Annotated in this window: 13 protein-coding genes and 1 tRNA gene; 5 read left to right on the top strand and 9 right to left on the bottom strand. The window is 56.1% G+C overall.

The features are described from left to right. Positions 1 to 91 precede the first annotated feature (91 nt). The 6 genes from GOX61_RS07665 to GOX61_RS07640 form a co-directional block, all read right to left on the bottom strand. On the bottom strand, positions 92 to 1,495 hold the full coding sequence (locus GOX61_RS07665) for an NAD(P)/FAD-dependent oxidoreductase (protein ID WP_170332573.1): 1,404 nt from the start codon (positions 1,493 to 1,495) through the stop codon (positions 92 to 94). Between the two features lie 37 nt (positions 1,496 to 1,532). Next, positions 1,533 to 1,919 carry a nuclear transport factor 2 family protein gene (locus tag GOX61_RS07660; protein ID WP_155142170.1) on the bottom strand — a complete coding sequence of 129 codons (387 nt, stop codon included), beginning with the start codon at positions 1,917 to 1,919 and terminating at the stop codon, positions 1,533 to 1,535. A 26-nt stretch (positions 1,920 to 1,945) separates the two neighbouring features. Next, complete coding sequence (locus GOX61_RS07655; RefSeq protein WP_155142168.1) at positions 1,946 to 2,440, bottom strand: universal stress protein; 495 nt, start codon at positions 2,438 to 2,440, stop codon at positions 1,946 to 1,948. An 18-nt stretch (positions 2,441 to 2,458) separates the two neighbouring features. Next, positions 2,459 to 3,799 carry a TRAP transporter large permease gene (locus tag GOX61_RS07650; protein WP_155142166.1) on the bottom strand — a complete coding sequence of 447 codons (1,341 nt, stop codon included), beginning with the start codon at positions 3,797 to 3,799 and terminating at the stop codon, positions 2,459 to 2,461. A 17-nt stretch (positions 3,800 to 3,816) separates the two neighbouring features. Next, positions 3,817 to 4,353: a TRAP transporter small permease gene (locus tag GOX61_RS07645; RefSeq protein WP_155142165.1), complete on the bottom strand. Its 537-nt coding sequence runs from the start codon at positions 4,351 to 4,353 to the stop codon at positions 3,817 to 3,819. 67 nt (positions 4,354 to 4,420) lie between these two features. Continuing rightward, positions 4,421 to 5,437: a TRAP transporter substrate-binding protein gene (locus GOX61_RS07640; protein ID WP_155142163.1), complete on the bottom strand. Its 1,017-nt coding sequence runs from the start codon at positions 5,435 to 5,437 to the stop codon at positions 4,421 to 4,423. Positions 5,438 to 5,596: 159 nt separating this feature from the next. Here GOX61_RS07640 and GOX61_RS07635 point away from each other — a divergent pair, with 159 nt between their 5' ends. After that, entirely contained in the window at positions 5,597 to 6,559 is a 963-nt protein-coding gene (locus GOX61_RS07635) for a LysR family transcriptional regulator (RefSeq protein ID WP_170332571.1), read from the top strand. Between the two features lie 67 nt (positions 6,560 to 6,626). Here GOX61_RS07635 and GOX61_RS07630 read toward each other — a convergent pair. Further along, positions 6,627 to 6,716 (bottom strand) — tRNA-Ser (locus tag GOX61_RS07630). 368 nt (positions 6,717 to 7,084) lie between these two features. Between GOX61_RS07630 and GOX61_RS07625 the strand changes: the two genes are divergently transcribed. Both GOX61_RS07625 and GOX61_RS07620 read left to right on the top strand, forming a co-directional pair. Then, complete coding sequence (locus GOX61_RS07625; protein WP_254436785.1) at positions 7,085 to 8,023, top strand: FecR family protein; 939 nt, start codon at positions 7,085 to 7,087, stop codon at positions 8,021 to 8,023. A gap of 47 nt (positions 8,024 to 8,070) precedes the next feature. Then, a complete protein-coding gene (locus GOX61_RS07620; protein ID WP_170332569.1) occupies positions 8,071 to 10,305 on the top strand; it encodes a CHASE2 domain-containing protein in 2,235 nt (744 codons plus the stop codon). Between the two features lie 238 nt (positions 10,306 to 10,543). Here GOX61_RS07620 and hemC read toward each other — a convergent pair whose 3' ends face one another. Next, positions 10,544 to 11,500 (bottom strand): hydroxymethylbilane synthase, encoded by a 957-nt coding sequence (gene hemC, locus GOX61_RS07615; RefSeq protein ID WP_170332567.1) that lies wholly within the window; start codon positions 11,498 to 11,500, stop codon positions 10,544 to 10,546. A 107-nt stretch (positions 11,501 to 11,607) separates the two neighbouring features. On the opposite strand from hemC, the gene hemE reads away from it, so the two are divergent. Continuing rightward, positions 11,608 to 12,642 carry a uroporphyrinogen decarboxylase gene (gene hemE, locus GOX61_RS07610; RefSeq protein WP_170332565.1) on the top strand — a complete coding sequence of 345 codons (1,035 nt, stop codon included), beginning with the start codon at positions 11,608 to 11,610 and terminating at the stop codon, positions 12,640 to 12,642. A 33-nt stretch (positions 12,643 to 12,675) separates the two neighbouring features. Here the strand turns inward: hemE and GOX61_RS07605 are convergent, their stop codons facing one another. Continuing rightward, the gene (locus GOX61_RS07605) at positions 12,676 to 13,779 is read right to left on the bottom strand and encodes a CaiB/BaiF CoA transferase family protein (RefSeq protein ID WP_170332563.1); all 1,104 of its coding nucleotides are present in this window, start codon (positions 13,777 to 13,779) and stop codon (positions 12,676 to 12,678) included. Between the two features lie 140 nt (positions 13,780 to 13,919). Between GOX61_RS07605 and GOX61_RS07600 the strand changes: the two genes are divergently transcribed. Further along, positions 13,920 to 14,780 carry a crotonase/enoyl-CoA hydratase family protein gene (locus GOX61_RS07600; RefSeq protein ID WP_170332561.1) on the top strand — a complete coding sequence of 287 codons (861 nt, stop codon included), beginning with the start codon at positions 13,920 to 13,922 and terminating at the stop codon, positions 14,778 to 14,780. The last annotated feature ends 16 nt before the right edge of the window (positions 14,781 to 14,796 follow it).

Genomic DNA, 14,796 nt, shown 5'->3' with positions numbered 1-14,796 from the left:
CAATACCATGCATCTGCAATACCTTAACAAAGGCCTCTTCTGTCGTCATCTTCATGAGTTCGTTCCTTATGAGTGAGTGTCGGTGTGGTTCTTAGACCACTTCATCCTTGAGGTAATACCAAACGTAGGCAAAGCGCTGACCCAACCGGCGGAAGGGTGTCAGCAGGCCGTGGCTGGGTAGTGGGGATGTGAAAATAGGCAGATTGAACACCTCATCCTTCACACCCGCGATTTGCTGCGCCATACGGCGCCCGGCTTGTGCCGAGTACATAACACCATTGCCGCCATAGCCCATCGCGTAAAAGACGCGCTCATCCGGATTGGGCTGGAAAATACGCGGCATCATGTCGTGGCTGACATCAACCCAGCCCCACCATGAGTAATCCAGGTTGATGTCTTCCAGAGCTGGAAACTTGCGCGCAAGGCCTTTCTTGAGAAGCTCAAGGTGCTTGTCGTTTTCGGCGTCCCGACCGGTTACCGCCGATCGGCTGCCAATCTGCATCCGGTTGTCCGGCAGCAAACGATAGTAATGCCGCAATGTCCGTGTATCGGTCAGCGGGGATTTCGTCTGAATACCGCATTCGTCCAGTTCGGACTGAGTCAGCGGGCGCGTCACCAGCGAATTGGACAGGATCGGCATCAGCCTGTGCTTGGTCTTGTTGCTCAGCCCCGGAGGCGTGTAGCCAGCTGTCGCCAACGCAACTGTCTTTGCCTTCACGATACCGCCCGGCGTGCGCAGATGGTGCACACCGTTTTTGGTTTCCCATCCCATGACCGGGCTGCCGGTATGGATTTTGACACCAAGACGGCGGGCCATGTTGACATAGCCAAACGCCAGCTTTCCAGCGTGGATGCAGGTGCCATCCGGCTCCCACATCGCGCCATGAGCCTCCATGTCGCGGACATGTTCGGCGTGCAGCTCGTCGCGCCCTATGATGCGAGAGGCGTAGCCGAACGTGTCGTTGAGCAGGTCACTTTCCTTTTCGAGCCCCGGCATGACCTTGGCGCGATGTGCGATGTAGTAATGTCCGCCCGGCTGCGGATCGCAGTTGATGTCATCGCTGGCGATCAGATCGTTGAACAACTCGAATGCTTCGGAAACTTCGCGATGCATTCCTTTTGCTGTCTCGACGCCCCAGCGCTGAATCCACTGAGACCGCTTCAGACGCCCGGATGAGATCTGGGCCTGCCCGCCATTGCGGGTCGAGCAGCCCCAGGCCACGGTATTTGCCTCCAGAACGACGGCCTTAATTCCGTGTTCTTTGGCAAGGTGAATGGCGGTGGACAGGCCAGTATAGCCCGAGCCGATGACGACGACATCCGCCTCCATATCGCCCGATACAGGGCCATCATCCGCAGGCGGTTCGCCTGCGGTTCCAATCCAGTATGTTGGCGCGTGGTCGCGGTTATGACCTGGACCGGCATCAGTGATGGGGTCGTATTTCGGGTCATAACTGGTCTTCGGCCAGTGACGCGGGATGCTGTTGTCCACCATTCTTGTTTTTCTCCGGGGCTGCGCGCAGGGCGGCGGATCAGGCTTTGAACATCGGGCGCGTTTTGCGAAGCGCCTGCTTTACAATGATTTTTCCGTCACGAACGGTGAACAGATCGGCACCTTCGGCCTCGATCCGCATTCCGTTGGCATCGGTGCCCGAGAAGGTCCATTCCGATACCGCACGGTCACCGTGAACGAAGTGGCTGTGGTGGTCCCAGTGCGCGTCCTTCATTCCGGCCCAGACGCCAGAGAACGCAGCTGCGATGGCTTCTGCACCTTCAACCTTGTTGCCATATTTTTCATCACCGGCAACGGTGTAGAACACGCAGTCGTCCGCAAAATGGGTCATCACACCGTCAATATCGTGACGGTTGAACGCGTCGAACGTGTCGGCCAGGTCCTGCGCGGTCAGGGTTTTGCTCATGGTATATTTCCTTTTGAGTGGGTTGGTTACGTCTCGTCCGGATGTGGGACGATCAGCGTTGGAATCTTGGACCGTCGCAAAACGCGTTTGGCGACGGTGCCGAGAAATGTGTGAGAGAAGCCGTGATCATGTGCGCCCAGCACGACAAGGTCACAGCCCAGTTCGACCGAACGGCGAAGGATGACTTCGGCCGGATGTCCGTCAGTGACCTCGATCGAGGTCACCTGTTCACGGATCTTGGCATCTTCGCCTTCGAACTGTGCCCAGAACTTGGCTTGTCGCTCGGCCAGCACCTTGCGCACCATCTCGTGACGGCGCGTAGCTGCGGTTTTGCGGGTCTCTTCATTCAGGATGAATATTTCCATCGTGATCTTGGCGTCATCCGACAAGGGTTCGTTGACGTGAAGGACATGGATCTCGGCTCCGGTTGCCTGCGCAATGCTGGCCGCATGTCGCAGGGCGTGACCCGAGTTTTCTGACAAGTCAGTGGCAAACAGAATGTTGGTTACCATTTGTTTCATGTCGTCATCCTTTCCGGGTTAGTAGCCAAGCAGCCGTGGAAGCCACAGTGACAGTTCTGGGAAGAAGGCGATGATGAAAATCGCGATCGTGTTGGCGGCCGCAAAGGGCAGCGCACGAAGCGAGATCTGTTCGATCGTGATGTTCGAGATACCCGAAGCGATGAACAGGTTTTCACCCAGAGGTGGTGTCTGGAAGCCGATACCCAGCGTACAGACCATCACCACGCCAAAGTGGATCGGGTCGATACCTACCGAATAGGCCACCGGCAACATCACCGGAACCAGGATCAGGATGGTCGCTAGTGTTTCCATGAACATGCCGACGAACAGCAGGAAGAAGATGATCAGCGCCCAGATGACATAGAGGTTGTCAGTGAAGCTGAGCATCGAGTCTGCGATGATCGCCGGGATCTGATTTTCCACCAGCAGACGCCCGAAGACCGTTGCAGTGAACAGGATCAGCAGAACGCGACCGGTCAGCCATGTGGTCGCTTCAAGCGACTGGAACAGAGATTGCCAGGTCAGTTCGCGGTAAATCACGACGCCGATGAACAGCGTATAGAAGATTGCGACAATGGCGGCCTCGGTCGGAGTGAAGAAGCCGGTGTAGATACCGCCCAGGATCACCAACGGCGCCATCAGCGACCAGAACCCGCGGTACATTTCACAGCCTACGTGGCGGATCGACCAGCCTTCGGCAACACCTTTGTAGCCGCGCTTTTTCGACATGAAGTAGTTCAGGATCAGCAAGCTGGTGGCGATCAGGAAGGCCGGAACGAAACCCGCGATGAACAGCTTCGAGATCGAAACCGACTGGAAGGTGCCGAACTTCTCGACCGCTTCAACAGGCGGCGCCATACCGAGCGCGGCAATGCCGAAGATCACCATCGGGATGGAGGGAGGAATAATGATCCCGAGGCCGCCGGAAGAAGCGGTAATGGCAGAGGCATAGCCGCGCTCATAGCCGCGGTCGATCATCGCCGGGATCATCAGCATCCCGACGGCCGCGGTTGTTGCCGGGCCCGAGCCCGAAATGGCGCCGAAGAACAGACAGGCCATGACCGTCGCCGCCGAGATACCACCGGTGAATGGGCCGGCCAGACTTTCAGCGACGTTGATCAGGCGTTTTGAGATACCGGCGGCCTCCATAAGGGCCCCGGCCAGAATGAACGCAGGAAGCGCCATCAGCGGGAAAGCACCCACCGAGGTAAAGGCGATCTGCACGAATTTAATTGGGTTATCGCCCAGGTACAGGAACGAGAACAGCGATGCCACGCCCAGAGCAACCGTGATCGGTGCGCCGATGAGCAGCAGTAGAAGAAACGATCCAAACAGGATTGTGACGATTTCGGATTCCATGGTTTTTCCTCCCTGCCTCAGTCGTGCTTGGCTGCTTCGGTGGCAGCTTTGATTTCGTCGAGGTCGATTTGATCAGGATCATGGATGTCTTCACCCTTGATCAGGCGGCGATAGTTCACCTGAATGATGCGGACGGTCATCAGCGCAAAAGCGATGGGCAGCACCATGTAGATATACTTCATCTCAACGCCCAGGGTCTGGGACTTCCAGAACTTGTTCATCTTGTTGAAGACGAAGTCCGTCGCCAGATACAGGAAGTAGACATTGAAGAAGAGCCAGAAGAGATCGGCAAAGGCTTCGATATACTTGATCCAACCGTCAGGCAGGAATTTGAACTGGAAAGTCACCCGGTTATGAGCGCCCTTCAAGGCAGCGTAGCTGGCGCCGAAATAGACGAACCAGACGAACATGTAGACTGAGAGTTCCTCAATCCAGCTGACCGAAAAGCCGAAGACTTCGCGCGCGACGATCTGCACGAACAGCAGACAGACGAAACCGGACAGCAGTATCCGGCAGATGACGCTTTCTATATTGTCCAGAAATTTCCAGAACATGTGATTTCACTCCTCCCTGAAATGAGAAGAGCGCCGTGGCGCTCTTCTCTGTCTCGCTCTGCGGCGATTATTGCTGGACCGGGTCGCGGCCGATGGCTTCGAGAACTGCGTTCAGTTTCTCAACACCACCGATCGACTCGTAGAACTGAGGCCATACGGCAGTGGTTGCCAGTTCGATGAACTCGGCTTCGTCATTTTCGGGATCGACGATTTCCATGCCCTTGGCGACCAGCTCTTCTTTGATCGCTGCTTCCGAATCGCGCAGGAACTGAGCCGATTTCAGGGTCGCTTCCTGACCTGCTTCCAGAATGATCTGCTGGTCTTCTTCGCTCAGGCTCTGGAATACAGCCTCAGAGATGATCAGAGGTTCGATCGAGAAGATGTAGCGCAGGTTGGTGACGTGGTCCTGTACTTCGTAGAACTTCATCGCGTTGATGGTCATGTACGGGTTGTCCTGACCGTCAACAACTTTGGTCTGCAGACCGGTGAAGGTTTCCGACCAGGCCATCGGAGTAGGGTTGATGCCCCATGACTTGTAGGTCTCGATCATGATTTCGTTCTTGGGAACGCGGATGACCAGATCCTGCAGGTCAGCAACGGATGTGACCGGCTTTTTCGAGTTGGTCAGGCGACGGAACCCGGTGTAGGTCCAGGCAATGATGCGAACGCCTGCGTCACGCAGCGTGTTTTCGGTCAGCTCCTGGCCGATCGGACCCTGTGTCAGGGTTTCGGCATCTTCCAGCGACAGGATCACGTAAGGCAGCGTGAAGACGCCAACCGAAGGCGAGAACGGCGTGACGTTGTTGATCGCCAGCAGCGACATGTCCAGCGTACCAATGGCCGCTTCGTTCACAGTGTCCTGTTCCGAACCCAGCTGACCGTTCAGGAACAGCGTGGCGGTGTGGGCGCCGCCCGACTTTTCTTCCAGTGCTTCGACAAAGAACTTGCCGGTTGCTTCCTGCGGGCTGCCCGCACTGTCGCCGACCGCGATCTTGAAGTTCTTCGCGTCAGCTGCGCCAGCAACCATCAGCGCTGCCATGGATACTGCAGCGGTGAATGTGCCAAGCTTATTGATGAATGACATGGATGTCCTCCCATATGTCTGGTTTTCGAGGTGCGCGCTGGCCTGGGGAGAGATTAAACCAGTCCGATTCTGCCTCGGCGGCATGAAACTAACTTGTGTCGAGTGTTTCTTGGTTGTTAAACTTTGCGCGATAGGTTTCACAGATAGCGAACTTTGAGAATGAAGCACAAATCGCTTGCGACACGGATCGGAGATACCGACATTCGGTTGTTGCGGATTTTCAAGACAGTTGTGGAAAGCGGTGGATTGTCAGCTGCTGAAATCGAGCTGAACATCGGCAAATCCACGATCTCGAAACACATCTCGGACCTGGAATTGCGGCTTGATCTGAAGTTGTGCAATCGCGGGCCTTCGGGGTTCTCACTGACCGAAGATGGTGGGAAAGTACTGCGCGCGGCTGAGGACCTACTGATATCCGTTTCTCACTTCAGGACCGAAGTGAACGAAATCAAACAACAAATGGCGGGAACGATACGCGTTGCACTGTTTGATCAATGCGCCTCAAACCCGGAATCCCATCTGGCGCGGGCCATCCATAAGTTCAACGAAGCGGCCCCAGCCGTGCAAATCGAACTGTCGCTGGAGCCGCCCAACGTCATCGAAACCATGGTCATCAGCGGGCATCTGGATGTCGGGATTATCGCACTGCACCGGCCATCCGCCAGTCTTCAGTACGCGCCGCTTTATGGTGAGAACATGTTCCTGTATTGCGGTAAGGAACATCCTCTGTTTGACGCTTCGGGTTCCGAATTTGGCAAGGGCGCCCTGCGCCGGTTCAACTATGCTGGCCTGAGCGTGAATTCGCCCAACCTGATTGTTGGTCAGCAGTTAGGCTTTCGCCGGGCGGCTAAAGTACAGAGCGAACAAGCGCTGGCCATACTGATACTGTCCGGCCGGTACCTGGGCTTTCTGCCAGATCACCTAGCGCAGGAATTCGTCGACGGCGGTGTCATGAAGAGAGTGCTGCCAGACGAAATTCGGTATCGGACCCGATTTGCAGCGGCGACTCGCAAGCAACCAGCACCCACGCGCGTGTCCAAGCTATTTCTCGACGTCTTGATGCAGGAGCATTCAGTCAATCGAGAAGGCGAGGTAAAACGGGTTTCGACCGCAAAGCGGTAAAGTGGCAATCCATTCGCGCCACACCAGCCCCTAAGCGGGATAAAACAAGTCAGAATAAAAAGATTGATGGCGGAGACGAAGGGATTCGAACCCTCGAGACGGTTTCCCGCCTACTCCCTTAGCAGGGGAGCGCCTTCGACCACTCGGCCACGTCTCCGCTGGCGGGTATATCCTTGCCTGTTACCAAGATACAAGGCGATTTTCGAGGCGGCCGGGATTTTTCTGAAAACACGTGTGTCAGTCAAAGCAGGCCATTGAATTGAAAGGTTTCCTCGTAGTGCGCCTGAGCATGCAGAACTGTATGCTAGAACCTCAGCATTCCAGTTGATGACTGAGTGAATCGGATGCGTCTTCAATCAGGTAAATATGCGGCTTTGAATAGAATTCTTGTATATTGTATGCGTTTTAATGCATATTTGTTCAAAATTAGATTTCAAATGATCAAGTAAATATACGAATTGAGGACAAGACCGGGCAGAAGGTGCATCGCGCCTGAAAGGAACCTGTTGTGAAGGGGGCTCGGGATTGATCTGGTTAAGAGTTTTGCCTGCGTTATGTGTTGTCTTGTTGCTGCCGACGCAGGTTTTTTCTTCTATTGGCAAGGTTCTCAGCATCAAGCCTGGCGCGGAAATTACACGCGCAGGCGAGACCATCCGTATACGCGAGGGTATGGAAGTTGCTTCGGGTGATACCATTGCAACCGACAACAAAGGGGTCGTTCAGCTCATTTTTGTGGACGAAACCAAGATTGCGATCGGCCCGAATGCGCATATGGTTCTCGATGTCACGATGTTGCGCGGAAAGAACAAGGCCAAGAGCTTTGCAGTTCAGGCCCTGGGTGGCAGTTTCCGTTTCATTTCAGGCAAAAGCAGAAAGCGTGCTTATTCAATCAGGACGCCCACAGCAACGATGGCGGTGCGTGGTACAACCTTTGATATGTGGATCGATTCGGATCGCCAGAGCGCCATGCTTGTTCTGGAAGGTACTGTGAGAATGTGCAGCCTGCGGGGTGGGTGCCGCTCGACCGGTCGCCAGTGCAGTCTCTTTGCGACCAGCCAGAGGGGAAATATCGGCCGACCGATAGATCGGGCGGAATACGACAAGGCGCTTCAACAGGGATTCCCGTTCATTCAATCCCAAGAAAGACTGCTGCGTCCATTTCAGGTGGCGGCCGAAGGGTGCTCGGGTGACAGGGCGCCTCAGCAGGTATCTGTGCAAACCGAGCATTCCGAACAGCAGCCAAGCCCGCCGCAGCGAGAAGCAGAGAGGGTTGCGCCCGCCACAGCGACTGCTGCGGCACCATCAAGTCCCGAACCTCCGGCACCAGCGCAACCTGATGACATGTCAGATCCGCACTTATCCGACCCGGAGCCAGCCGGTCAGTCGGACCCGGGCGCGAATACGGATTCTGGCCAAGGCTCGGGCGACGGGTCCGGGGACCAGAGCGACGGAAGCCAGGGCTAGCGCAGGTGCCGAACTCATTCCCTGCAACCAGATGACTGGAGATCCATTTGGCTGGCAGAAGAAAGGAGAAAAATAGCCGTCGACTGGTATTTGCACTGGTCGGTCTGGGATTGATCCTGCTTGGATGTTTCATTCGGGTCGTCGATCCATATCCGGTCCGAATGTCGCGCCTGATTTACTTTGACGTACTGCAGAGGTTGTCGCCAAGGGAGTACAATCCGGATCTTCCGGTCCGGGTTTTAGATATTGATGAGGAATCTCTGGCCGAGTGGGGGCAGTGGCCCTGGCCCCGAACATTGATGGCTGAAATGGTCGCGCGGTTGGGAGATTATGGTGCTGCTGCCATCGCTTTTGACATGCTGTTTGTCGAACCTGACCGGTACTCTCCCTCACGCTTGGTGAATGATCCTGCCTTATCGGGTTTGCTGAACCTAGGAGAGGACGCAGCTCAGCTCGACAATGATGAACTGTTTGGTGCCGAAATAGCCAACTGGCCCGTCATTCTGGGGGTTGCTGCACGGTCAGCTCAGGCAAACCGAGAAATTGTACCCAAGGCAGGGATCATCGAAATCGGCGAAATGCCCGCATCAGGCCTGGTTGCGGTGCCGCATTGGACCCCGCCCGCACCACCTTTGGGCCGCGATGCGGCCGGTATCGGTGGAGTAAATGTTTCACCATTGGGTGGTACCGGCGTAGTGCGGCGGGTTCCGGCCTTGTGGGGCAGTCCGGATGGCGTGTTGCCAAGCCTCTGGGCCGAAGCCCTGAGGGTGGCGCTGGGTGAAGCCATCATCATTGCAGAGGGCGCACCTGACGAGGCCGGGATCATGCTGGCTGTCGAGATCGGCGGTTTCCGATTGCCAACAACGGAAAACGGAGAGGTTTGGGTCAGATACAGACGCGACGTACCGGATTTGTATCTTTCGGCAAACGATGTGATGCAACGGTCCGATGATCCTGCGCTGCGAGCAGAAATCGAAGGCCGAATAATTCTGGTTGGTACCTCTGCCGCGGGATTGTTCGATATGCGCCAAACCGCTCTGGGGCAATCTGTACCCGGCGTTTCCATACATGCCCAGATCATCGAACAGGTTCTGACAGAAGAGATGCTGAGCAGGTCGGATGTCACTGCAGCGCTCGAGCTTTTGGCGTTTATCATTCTGGGGCTGGTGGTCATTCTGGTCATGTCCAGATTTGGTGCGGTTGCTTCTTTTCTGGCAGGTGGGTTTTCAGCCGCAATCGTGCTGGGGATCAGCTGGATGGCCTTTCGGAACCAGCTGGTTCTTTTTGATGTGACTTTTCCTTTGCTGGGCGGGATGGCTAATTTCGGTTTGCTGGCAGGCTATTTGTTCATTTCGACCGAACGCGAGAAACGTATTATCCGCCGAATATTCTCGCATTATGTTGCGCCGGAAATTCTGGATGAGATGGATGCGCATGGCCATCAGCTGGAGCTGGGCGGCACGACGCAGGAAATAACGGTGATGTTTTCGGATATCCGGGGATTTACCACGCTGGCGGAATCAACGTCAGCAACCGATTTGGTGACGGTGTTGAATGACCTGTTTTCTGAACTGGGCGATCAGATTCTGACTGAGCGCGGAACGATCGATAAGTTTATCGGTGACGCGGTGATGGCGTTCTGGAATGCACCCTTGCAGGTCGAGGGTCATCCCCTGAGGGCTGCGCAGGCCGCGTTGCTGATGCGGCGGGCCTTGGTCAAATTCAATACATCAGACGTGATGCAGGGCCGACCGCCAATCGCGCTGGCCACCGGATTGGCGACGGGTCAGGCCTGTGTGGGGAATATCGGCTCTCGACGGCGTTTCAATTACACCGTGATCGGGGATGTCGTGAATGTAGCCGCTCGGGTCGAACAGAATTGTCGCCACGTTGACTATGATATCCTCGTCTCAAGCGCGGTGTTTCATGCTGCCGGTCAGGAATTGGCGATGCTTGAGGCAGGTTTTGTTGACCTCAAGGGAAAAAGCAAACCAGAACCTGTGTTTGTCTTGATAGGCGATCAAGAACTGGCACAAAGTCCGGTGTTTTCCGAATTGGAGAGCGCACACCAGAATCTGGTTGCCGCAATCAGGGATCGTCAGTCTCAGGTTTTCATCGAAGAACTTTGCAGCGAATGCCGCGATCTGGCTGAAGGTGTTGAGTCCGGCCTTGCAGGTTTTTACAGAAAGCTGCCGGGACGGGTTGCTGATTTCCGGACTGATGTTCCGTCAGAGCATGTAATGTTCAGCCACGCGCGACATCTGAAAAAGGTTTCGCGTTAAGGCGTGAAGGTCTGAACAAGACGGCTAAATGAAACGAGCCGCTGCTTCTAATATAAGCAGCGGCTCGCCTAGATCGGATGGGAGTTCAGCCTCGCCCCCTCGAATACCATCTAAAACAAAACAACCTAAACTTTTCGATATATTCGAGACTGTCTCTGTTTCCGATCTGATGAAACCTTAATGCACCATTGCGAGACGCACGACAGTGAAGCAGTTCACATTAAATAAATTTTTTTATTTAACGCCAGTCAAAAAAACCTTCACCGGCTTGCTGCAACAGATTCTGAGCCATCTCGCGAGCCATTTCCGGACCATCCTCAATTGCGCTGATCTGGTCTGCGGCAATGGCGTCCGCACCGTTGGGTCGCAGCACTTCGCCACGTAGACGCAGGCGTCCGTTCTCGATCTCTGCCAGACCGGCAATTGGTGTCTCGCAGGATCCGTCCAGTGCGGCGAGTAAGGCGCGCTCTGCCGCCAGTCGCTGCGCTGTTTCCGTGTGATGAATCGCTTCGAGCATTTCCGCCGCGCGGCTGTCTGTGCTGCGCCTTTCAATCCCGATGGCGCCCTGTGCAATTGCAGGCAGCATGTCATCGGGCGATATTGCTGTTGCGGGAACCTCGTCCATCTGCAGGCGGCGTATGCCCGCCATGGCCAGAAACGTGCACTCTGCAACGCCGTCAGCCAGCTTTTTCAGCCGTGTCTGCACGTTGCCCCGAAATTCAACAACCTGCAGGTCAGGTCTACGGTGCAACAACTGAGCCCGACGGCGAAGGGATGAGGTGCCCACGACGGCTCCTTCGGGCAAATCCTGAATCGCGTTCAGTTTGGGAGAGATAAACGCATCACGAACGTCTTCGCGCGGCAGGAACGTGTCCAGAACCAACCCCTCGGGTTGTTCGACCGGCATGTCCTTGGTCGAATGTACAGCGATATCGATATCGCTGCTCAGCATTGCCTCTTCGATTTCCTTGGTGAACAGCCCCTTGTTCCCGATCTCTTTCAACGGGCGGTCCGCATCAATCATGGCGCGATTGTCGCCGGTTGTCTTGATCACCACGATCTCAAACGCGTCCTGCGGCAGATCAAAGGCATCTGACAGACGTTGCCGGGTTTCATAGGCTTGTGCCAAAGCCAGAGGGGATCCTCGTGTACCAATCCTCAAGGGCGATGCGGGTGTGGGCAGGTTCAGTGTCATGCGCTCAGCTTTAGTCGCGTCACATTGCCCTGACAATGGGGGCAGAGCTTGACAAATTGCCGCCGAAGGCTGACCCGTTGCGCCAAACCGGACGATTGGGGACGAACATGGCCGAGACAAAGAAACTGCTGCGTGCATTGGCGGGTGAGGTGCAGGATGTACCTCCGATCTGGATGATGCGTCAGGCCGGGCGGTATCTGCCGGAATATCGTGCAACCCGCGCGCAGGCGGGGGATTTTCTTTCGCTCTGCTATAATCCCGAGCTGGCCGCAGAAGTTACTCTGCAGCCTATTCGTCGCTATGGGTTTGATGCGGCGATCCTCTTCGCGGACATTCTGCTGGTGCCACAGGCGCTGGGCGCGGATTTGTGGTTTGTCACGGGTGAAGGCCCGCGCCTGTCCACGATCACGCAGCAGTCGGATTTTGACGCCCTGAAACCGGTGGATGCGATTCACGAAACCCTGTCCCCTGTTTACGAGACAGTGCGTATTCTGTCCCGGGAACTGCCGTCTGAGACAACGCTGATCGGATTTGCCGGGGCGCCCTGGACGGTTGCGACCTACATGATCGCCGGACGCGGAACCCCAGATCAGGGGCCGGCACATGCGTTGCGCGAAGAAAACACAGCATTGTTCGAAGCATTGCTGGATCGCATCACCGCTGCGACGATTGAGTACCTGTCGATGCAGATCGAAGCCGGTGCCGAAGTGGTCAAGATTTTCGACAGCTGGGCCGGATCGTTGAAGGGTGACGACTTCCGTAAATATGCTGTTGAGCCGTGCCGGATCATCACGCAGGCCATCAAGGCACGTCATCCCGATATCCCGGTGATCGGATTCCCGCGCGAGGCCGGTGATGGCTATGTCGGCTTTGCAAAAGCGACAGGGGTTGATTGTGTGGCACTGGACAACTCAGTCTCGCCGGAATGGGGCGCTGCTCATGTTCAGGTCGACGGTTGTGTTCAGGGTAATCTGGCCTCGAAACACATGGTGACGGGCGGACAGGCGCTGATTGATGAGACCCGGCATATTGTCGAGGCTTTTTCCAAGGGACCGCACATTTTCAACCTTGGGCACGGCATCACTCCGGACGCAGATCCGGAAAATGTTCAACTGATGATCGATACGGTGCGCAGCCGCTGAGCGGCGCGCAACCTGTCCGGTTCAATTGGTTTCTCAGCGGGCCTGAGGTTTTTGCCCGGAACTGAGTTCAGCCAAGATATCTTCGCTGTGTTCACCTCGTGCTGGGCTGGGTTTTGCGGTCCAATTGGCCGTTGAAAACCGGGGCGCTGCTGCCGCTTGCAGCGTTCCATCTATTTCCTGCCAAGTATCGCGTGCGGCGTTCATCTGATGATCGCGCGCCTCCATCGGGCTGAGAACCGGGGCGACGCAGGCATCGGTGCCCTGGAACAAATCCGCCCAGTGGTCGCGTGGTTGGCTTGCAAAAAGGGTAGCAAGTCGATCGGTCAGCAAGGGCCAGAGTTTGGGATCATATTGTTGCTGAAACTCTGCGTCGTCGCTCAATCCCATTAACTGCAGAAACTTTGCATAGAACTTCGGCTCAAGGCACTGGACAGTCACGAAGCCACCATCAGCGCAGCTATAGGCGCGGCTCCAATGTGGTCCATCCAGCAGGCTCTGCCCTCGGGCCTCAGACAGATTGCCGGTCTGGCGCAAGCTCATCAACAGATTCATCATATGGGCTGAGCCGTCGTAAATCGCGGCGTCGACAACCGTTCCCTGACCGGTTTTCTGCGCGATCAGCAGGCCCGCCAGAATGCCGGTGACAAGATACATGGCGCCTCCGCCAATATCCCCGACCAGTGTCGCTGGGGTCTGAGGCGGCTGGTCGGGTGCAGATGCATACCAGAGCGCCCCGGACATCGCGATATAGTTCAGGTCATGTCCGGAGGTGTCAGATAAAGGGCTGTCCTGCCCCCAACCTGTCATGCGGCCATAGACCAGCTTAGGATTGGTGCTGAGGCAGACATCAGGTCCAAGGCCCAGTTTTTCCATCACCCCGGGGCGAAAGCCCTCGATCAGTGCATCTGCCGAAGCGATCAGCGCTTTAGCTGTTTCCAGATCACTTGTGTCCTTTAGGTCGAGAGCGATGGACCGTTTGCCGCGATCAAGCAAGGAGCGTTCTGGCATGCCAGGAGTGACAGTGCCGCCCTTGCGGTGGATGGTGATGACATCGGCGCCCAGATCAGCCAACAACATGGCTGCGAATGGGCCCGGACCCAGCCCTTCGATCTCGACGACGCGAATTCCGTTCAGCATTCAATTTCTCCCTTTCGGCAAAGGTTCCGGCGCAGCGGTGGGAATGCAAGAGCAACCGCCTGCGACGTGACGTCGTTCCCGGAATTGCTAGGTGCGTACACGCGCGGGTGGTTTGCTGGGCCTGACCAGAGGAGGATCAGATGTCGGTAGTGTCATACGAAAAGGACGGGCGCATTGCGCGGATCGCGCTCAATCGGCCCGAAGTGATGAATGCGATCAATGACGAGTTGCCGGTTCAACTTGCCGAAGCGGTGGCGCGCGCCGACTCCGACCCGGATATCCATGTGATGGTCCTGTCAGGCAATGGCCCGGCCTTTTGTGCCGGATATGACCTGACCTTTTATGCTGAAGGCAACGGCTCGGGTGAGGTAACGCAGCCCATGCCGTGGGATCCGATCAAGGATTACAGCTTTATGTGGCGAAATACGCAGCATTTCATGTCGCTTTGGCGGGCGATGAAGCCAGTGATCTGCAAGGTGCACGGGTTTGCCGTAGCAGGGGGGTCTGATATCGCCCTTTGCGCTGATCTGACCATCATGTCCGAGGACGCGCAGATCGGATACATGCCAGCAAGGGTCTGGGGATGTCCGACCACCGCCATGTGGGTTTATCGGTTGGGCGCAGAAAAGGCCAAACGGATGCTATTTACAGGTGACAAGATCACCGGTCGCGAAGCTGCAGATATGGGGCTGGTGCTGAAGGCTGTGCCCGCTGACCAATTGGATGATGTGGTCGAGGAAATGGCAGCCCGGATGGCGACGGTTCCGATCAATCAGCTGGCAATGCAGAAGATGGTCATCAATCAGGCAATCGAGCAGACAGGAATGCTGCAAACCCAGCGGCTCGCCACGATTTTTGACGGCATCACAAGGCATTCGCCGGAAGGGATCAATTTCAAGAAACGGTCCGAAGAGGTCGGCTGGCGGCAAGCTGTGGCCGAGCGGGACGAAGGCACATGGGACTGGACCGCGAACGAGGAATTACCGAAACGCAACCGATAGACCGCTTGTCACAACC

It is taken from the genome of Ruegeria arenilitoris (assembly GCF_013030265.1).
Lineage (GTDB): Bacteria > Pseudomonadota > Alphaproteobacteria > Rhodobacterales > Rhodobacteraceae > Ruegeria > Ruegeria arenilitoris_E.
The sequence above is the reverse complement of the archived record's forward strand: the minus strand, read 5'-3'. Positions and strand labels throughout refer to the sequence as shown.

Bases quoted from the DNA above. Each gene is read 5' to 3' on its own strand.
- GOX61_RS07665 (WP_170332573.1), bottom strand. From the start codon at position 1,495: ATGGTGGACAACAGCATCCCGCGTCACTGGCCGAAGACCAGTTATGAC.
- GOX61_RS07660 (WP_155142170.1), bottom strand. From the start codon at position 1,919: ATGAGCAAAACCCTGACCGCGCAGGACCTGGCCGACACGTTCGACGCG.
- GOX61_RS07655 (WP_155142168.1), bottom strand. From the start codon at position 2,440: ATGAAACAAATGGTAACCAACATTCTGTTTGCCACTGACTTGTCAGAA.
- GOX61_RS07650 (WP_155142166.1), bottom strand. From the start codon at position 3,799: ATGGAATCCGAAATCGTCACAATCCTGTTTGGATCGTTTCTTCTACTG.
- GOX61_RS07645 (WP_155142165.1), bottom strand. From the start codon at position 4,353: ATGTTCTGGAAATTTCTGGACAATATAGAAAGCGTCATCTGCCGGATA.
- GOX61_RS07640 (WP_155142163.1), bottom strand. From the start codon at position 5,437: ATGTCATTCATCAATAAGCTTGGCACATTCACCGCTGCAGTATCCATG.
- GOX61_RS07635 (WP_170332571.1), top strand. From the start codon at position 5,597: ATGAAGCACAAATCGCTTGCGACACGGATCGGAGATACCGACATTCGG.
- hemC (WP_170332567.1), bottom strand. From the start codon at position 11,500: ATGACACTGAACCTGCCCACACCCGCATCGCCCTTGAGGATTGGTACA.
- hemE (WP_170332565.1), top strand. From the start codon at position 11,608: ATGGCCGAGACAAAGAAACTGCTGCGTGCATTGGCGGGTGAGGTGCAG.
- GOX61_RS07605 (WP_170332563.1), bottom strand. From the start codon at position 13,779: ATGCTGAACGGAATTCGCGTCGTCGAGATCGAAGGGCTGGGTCCGGGC.
- GOX61_RS07600 (WP_170332561.1), top strand. From the start codon at position 13,920: ATGTCGGTAGTGTCATACGAAAAGGACGGGCGCATTGCGCGGATCGCG.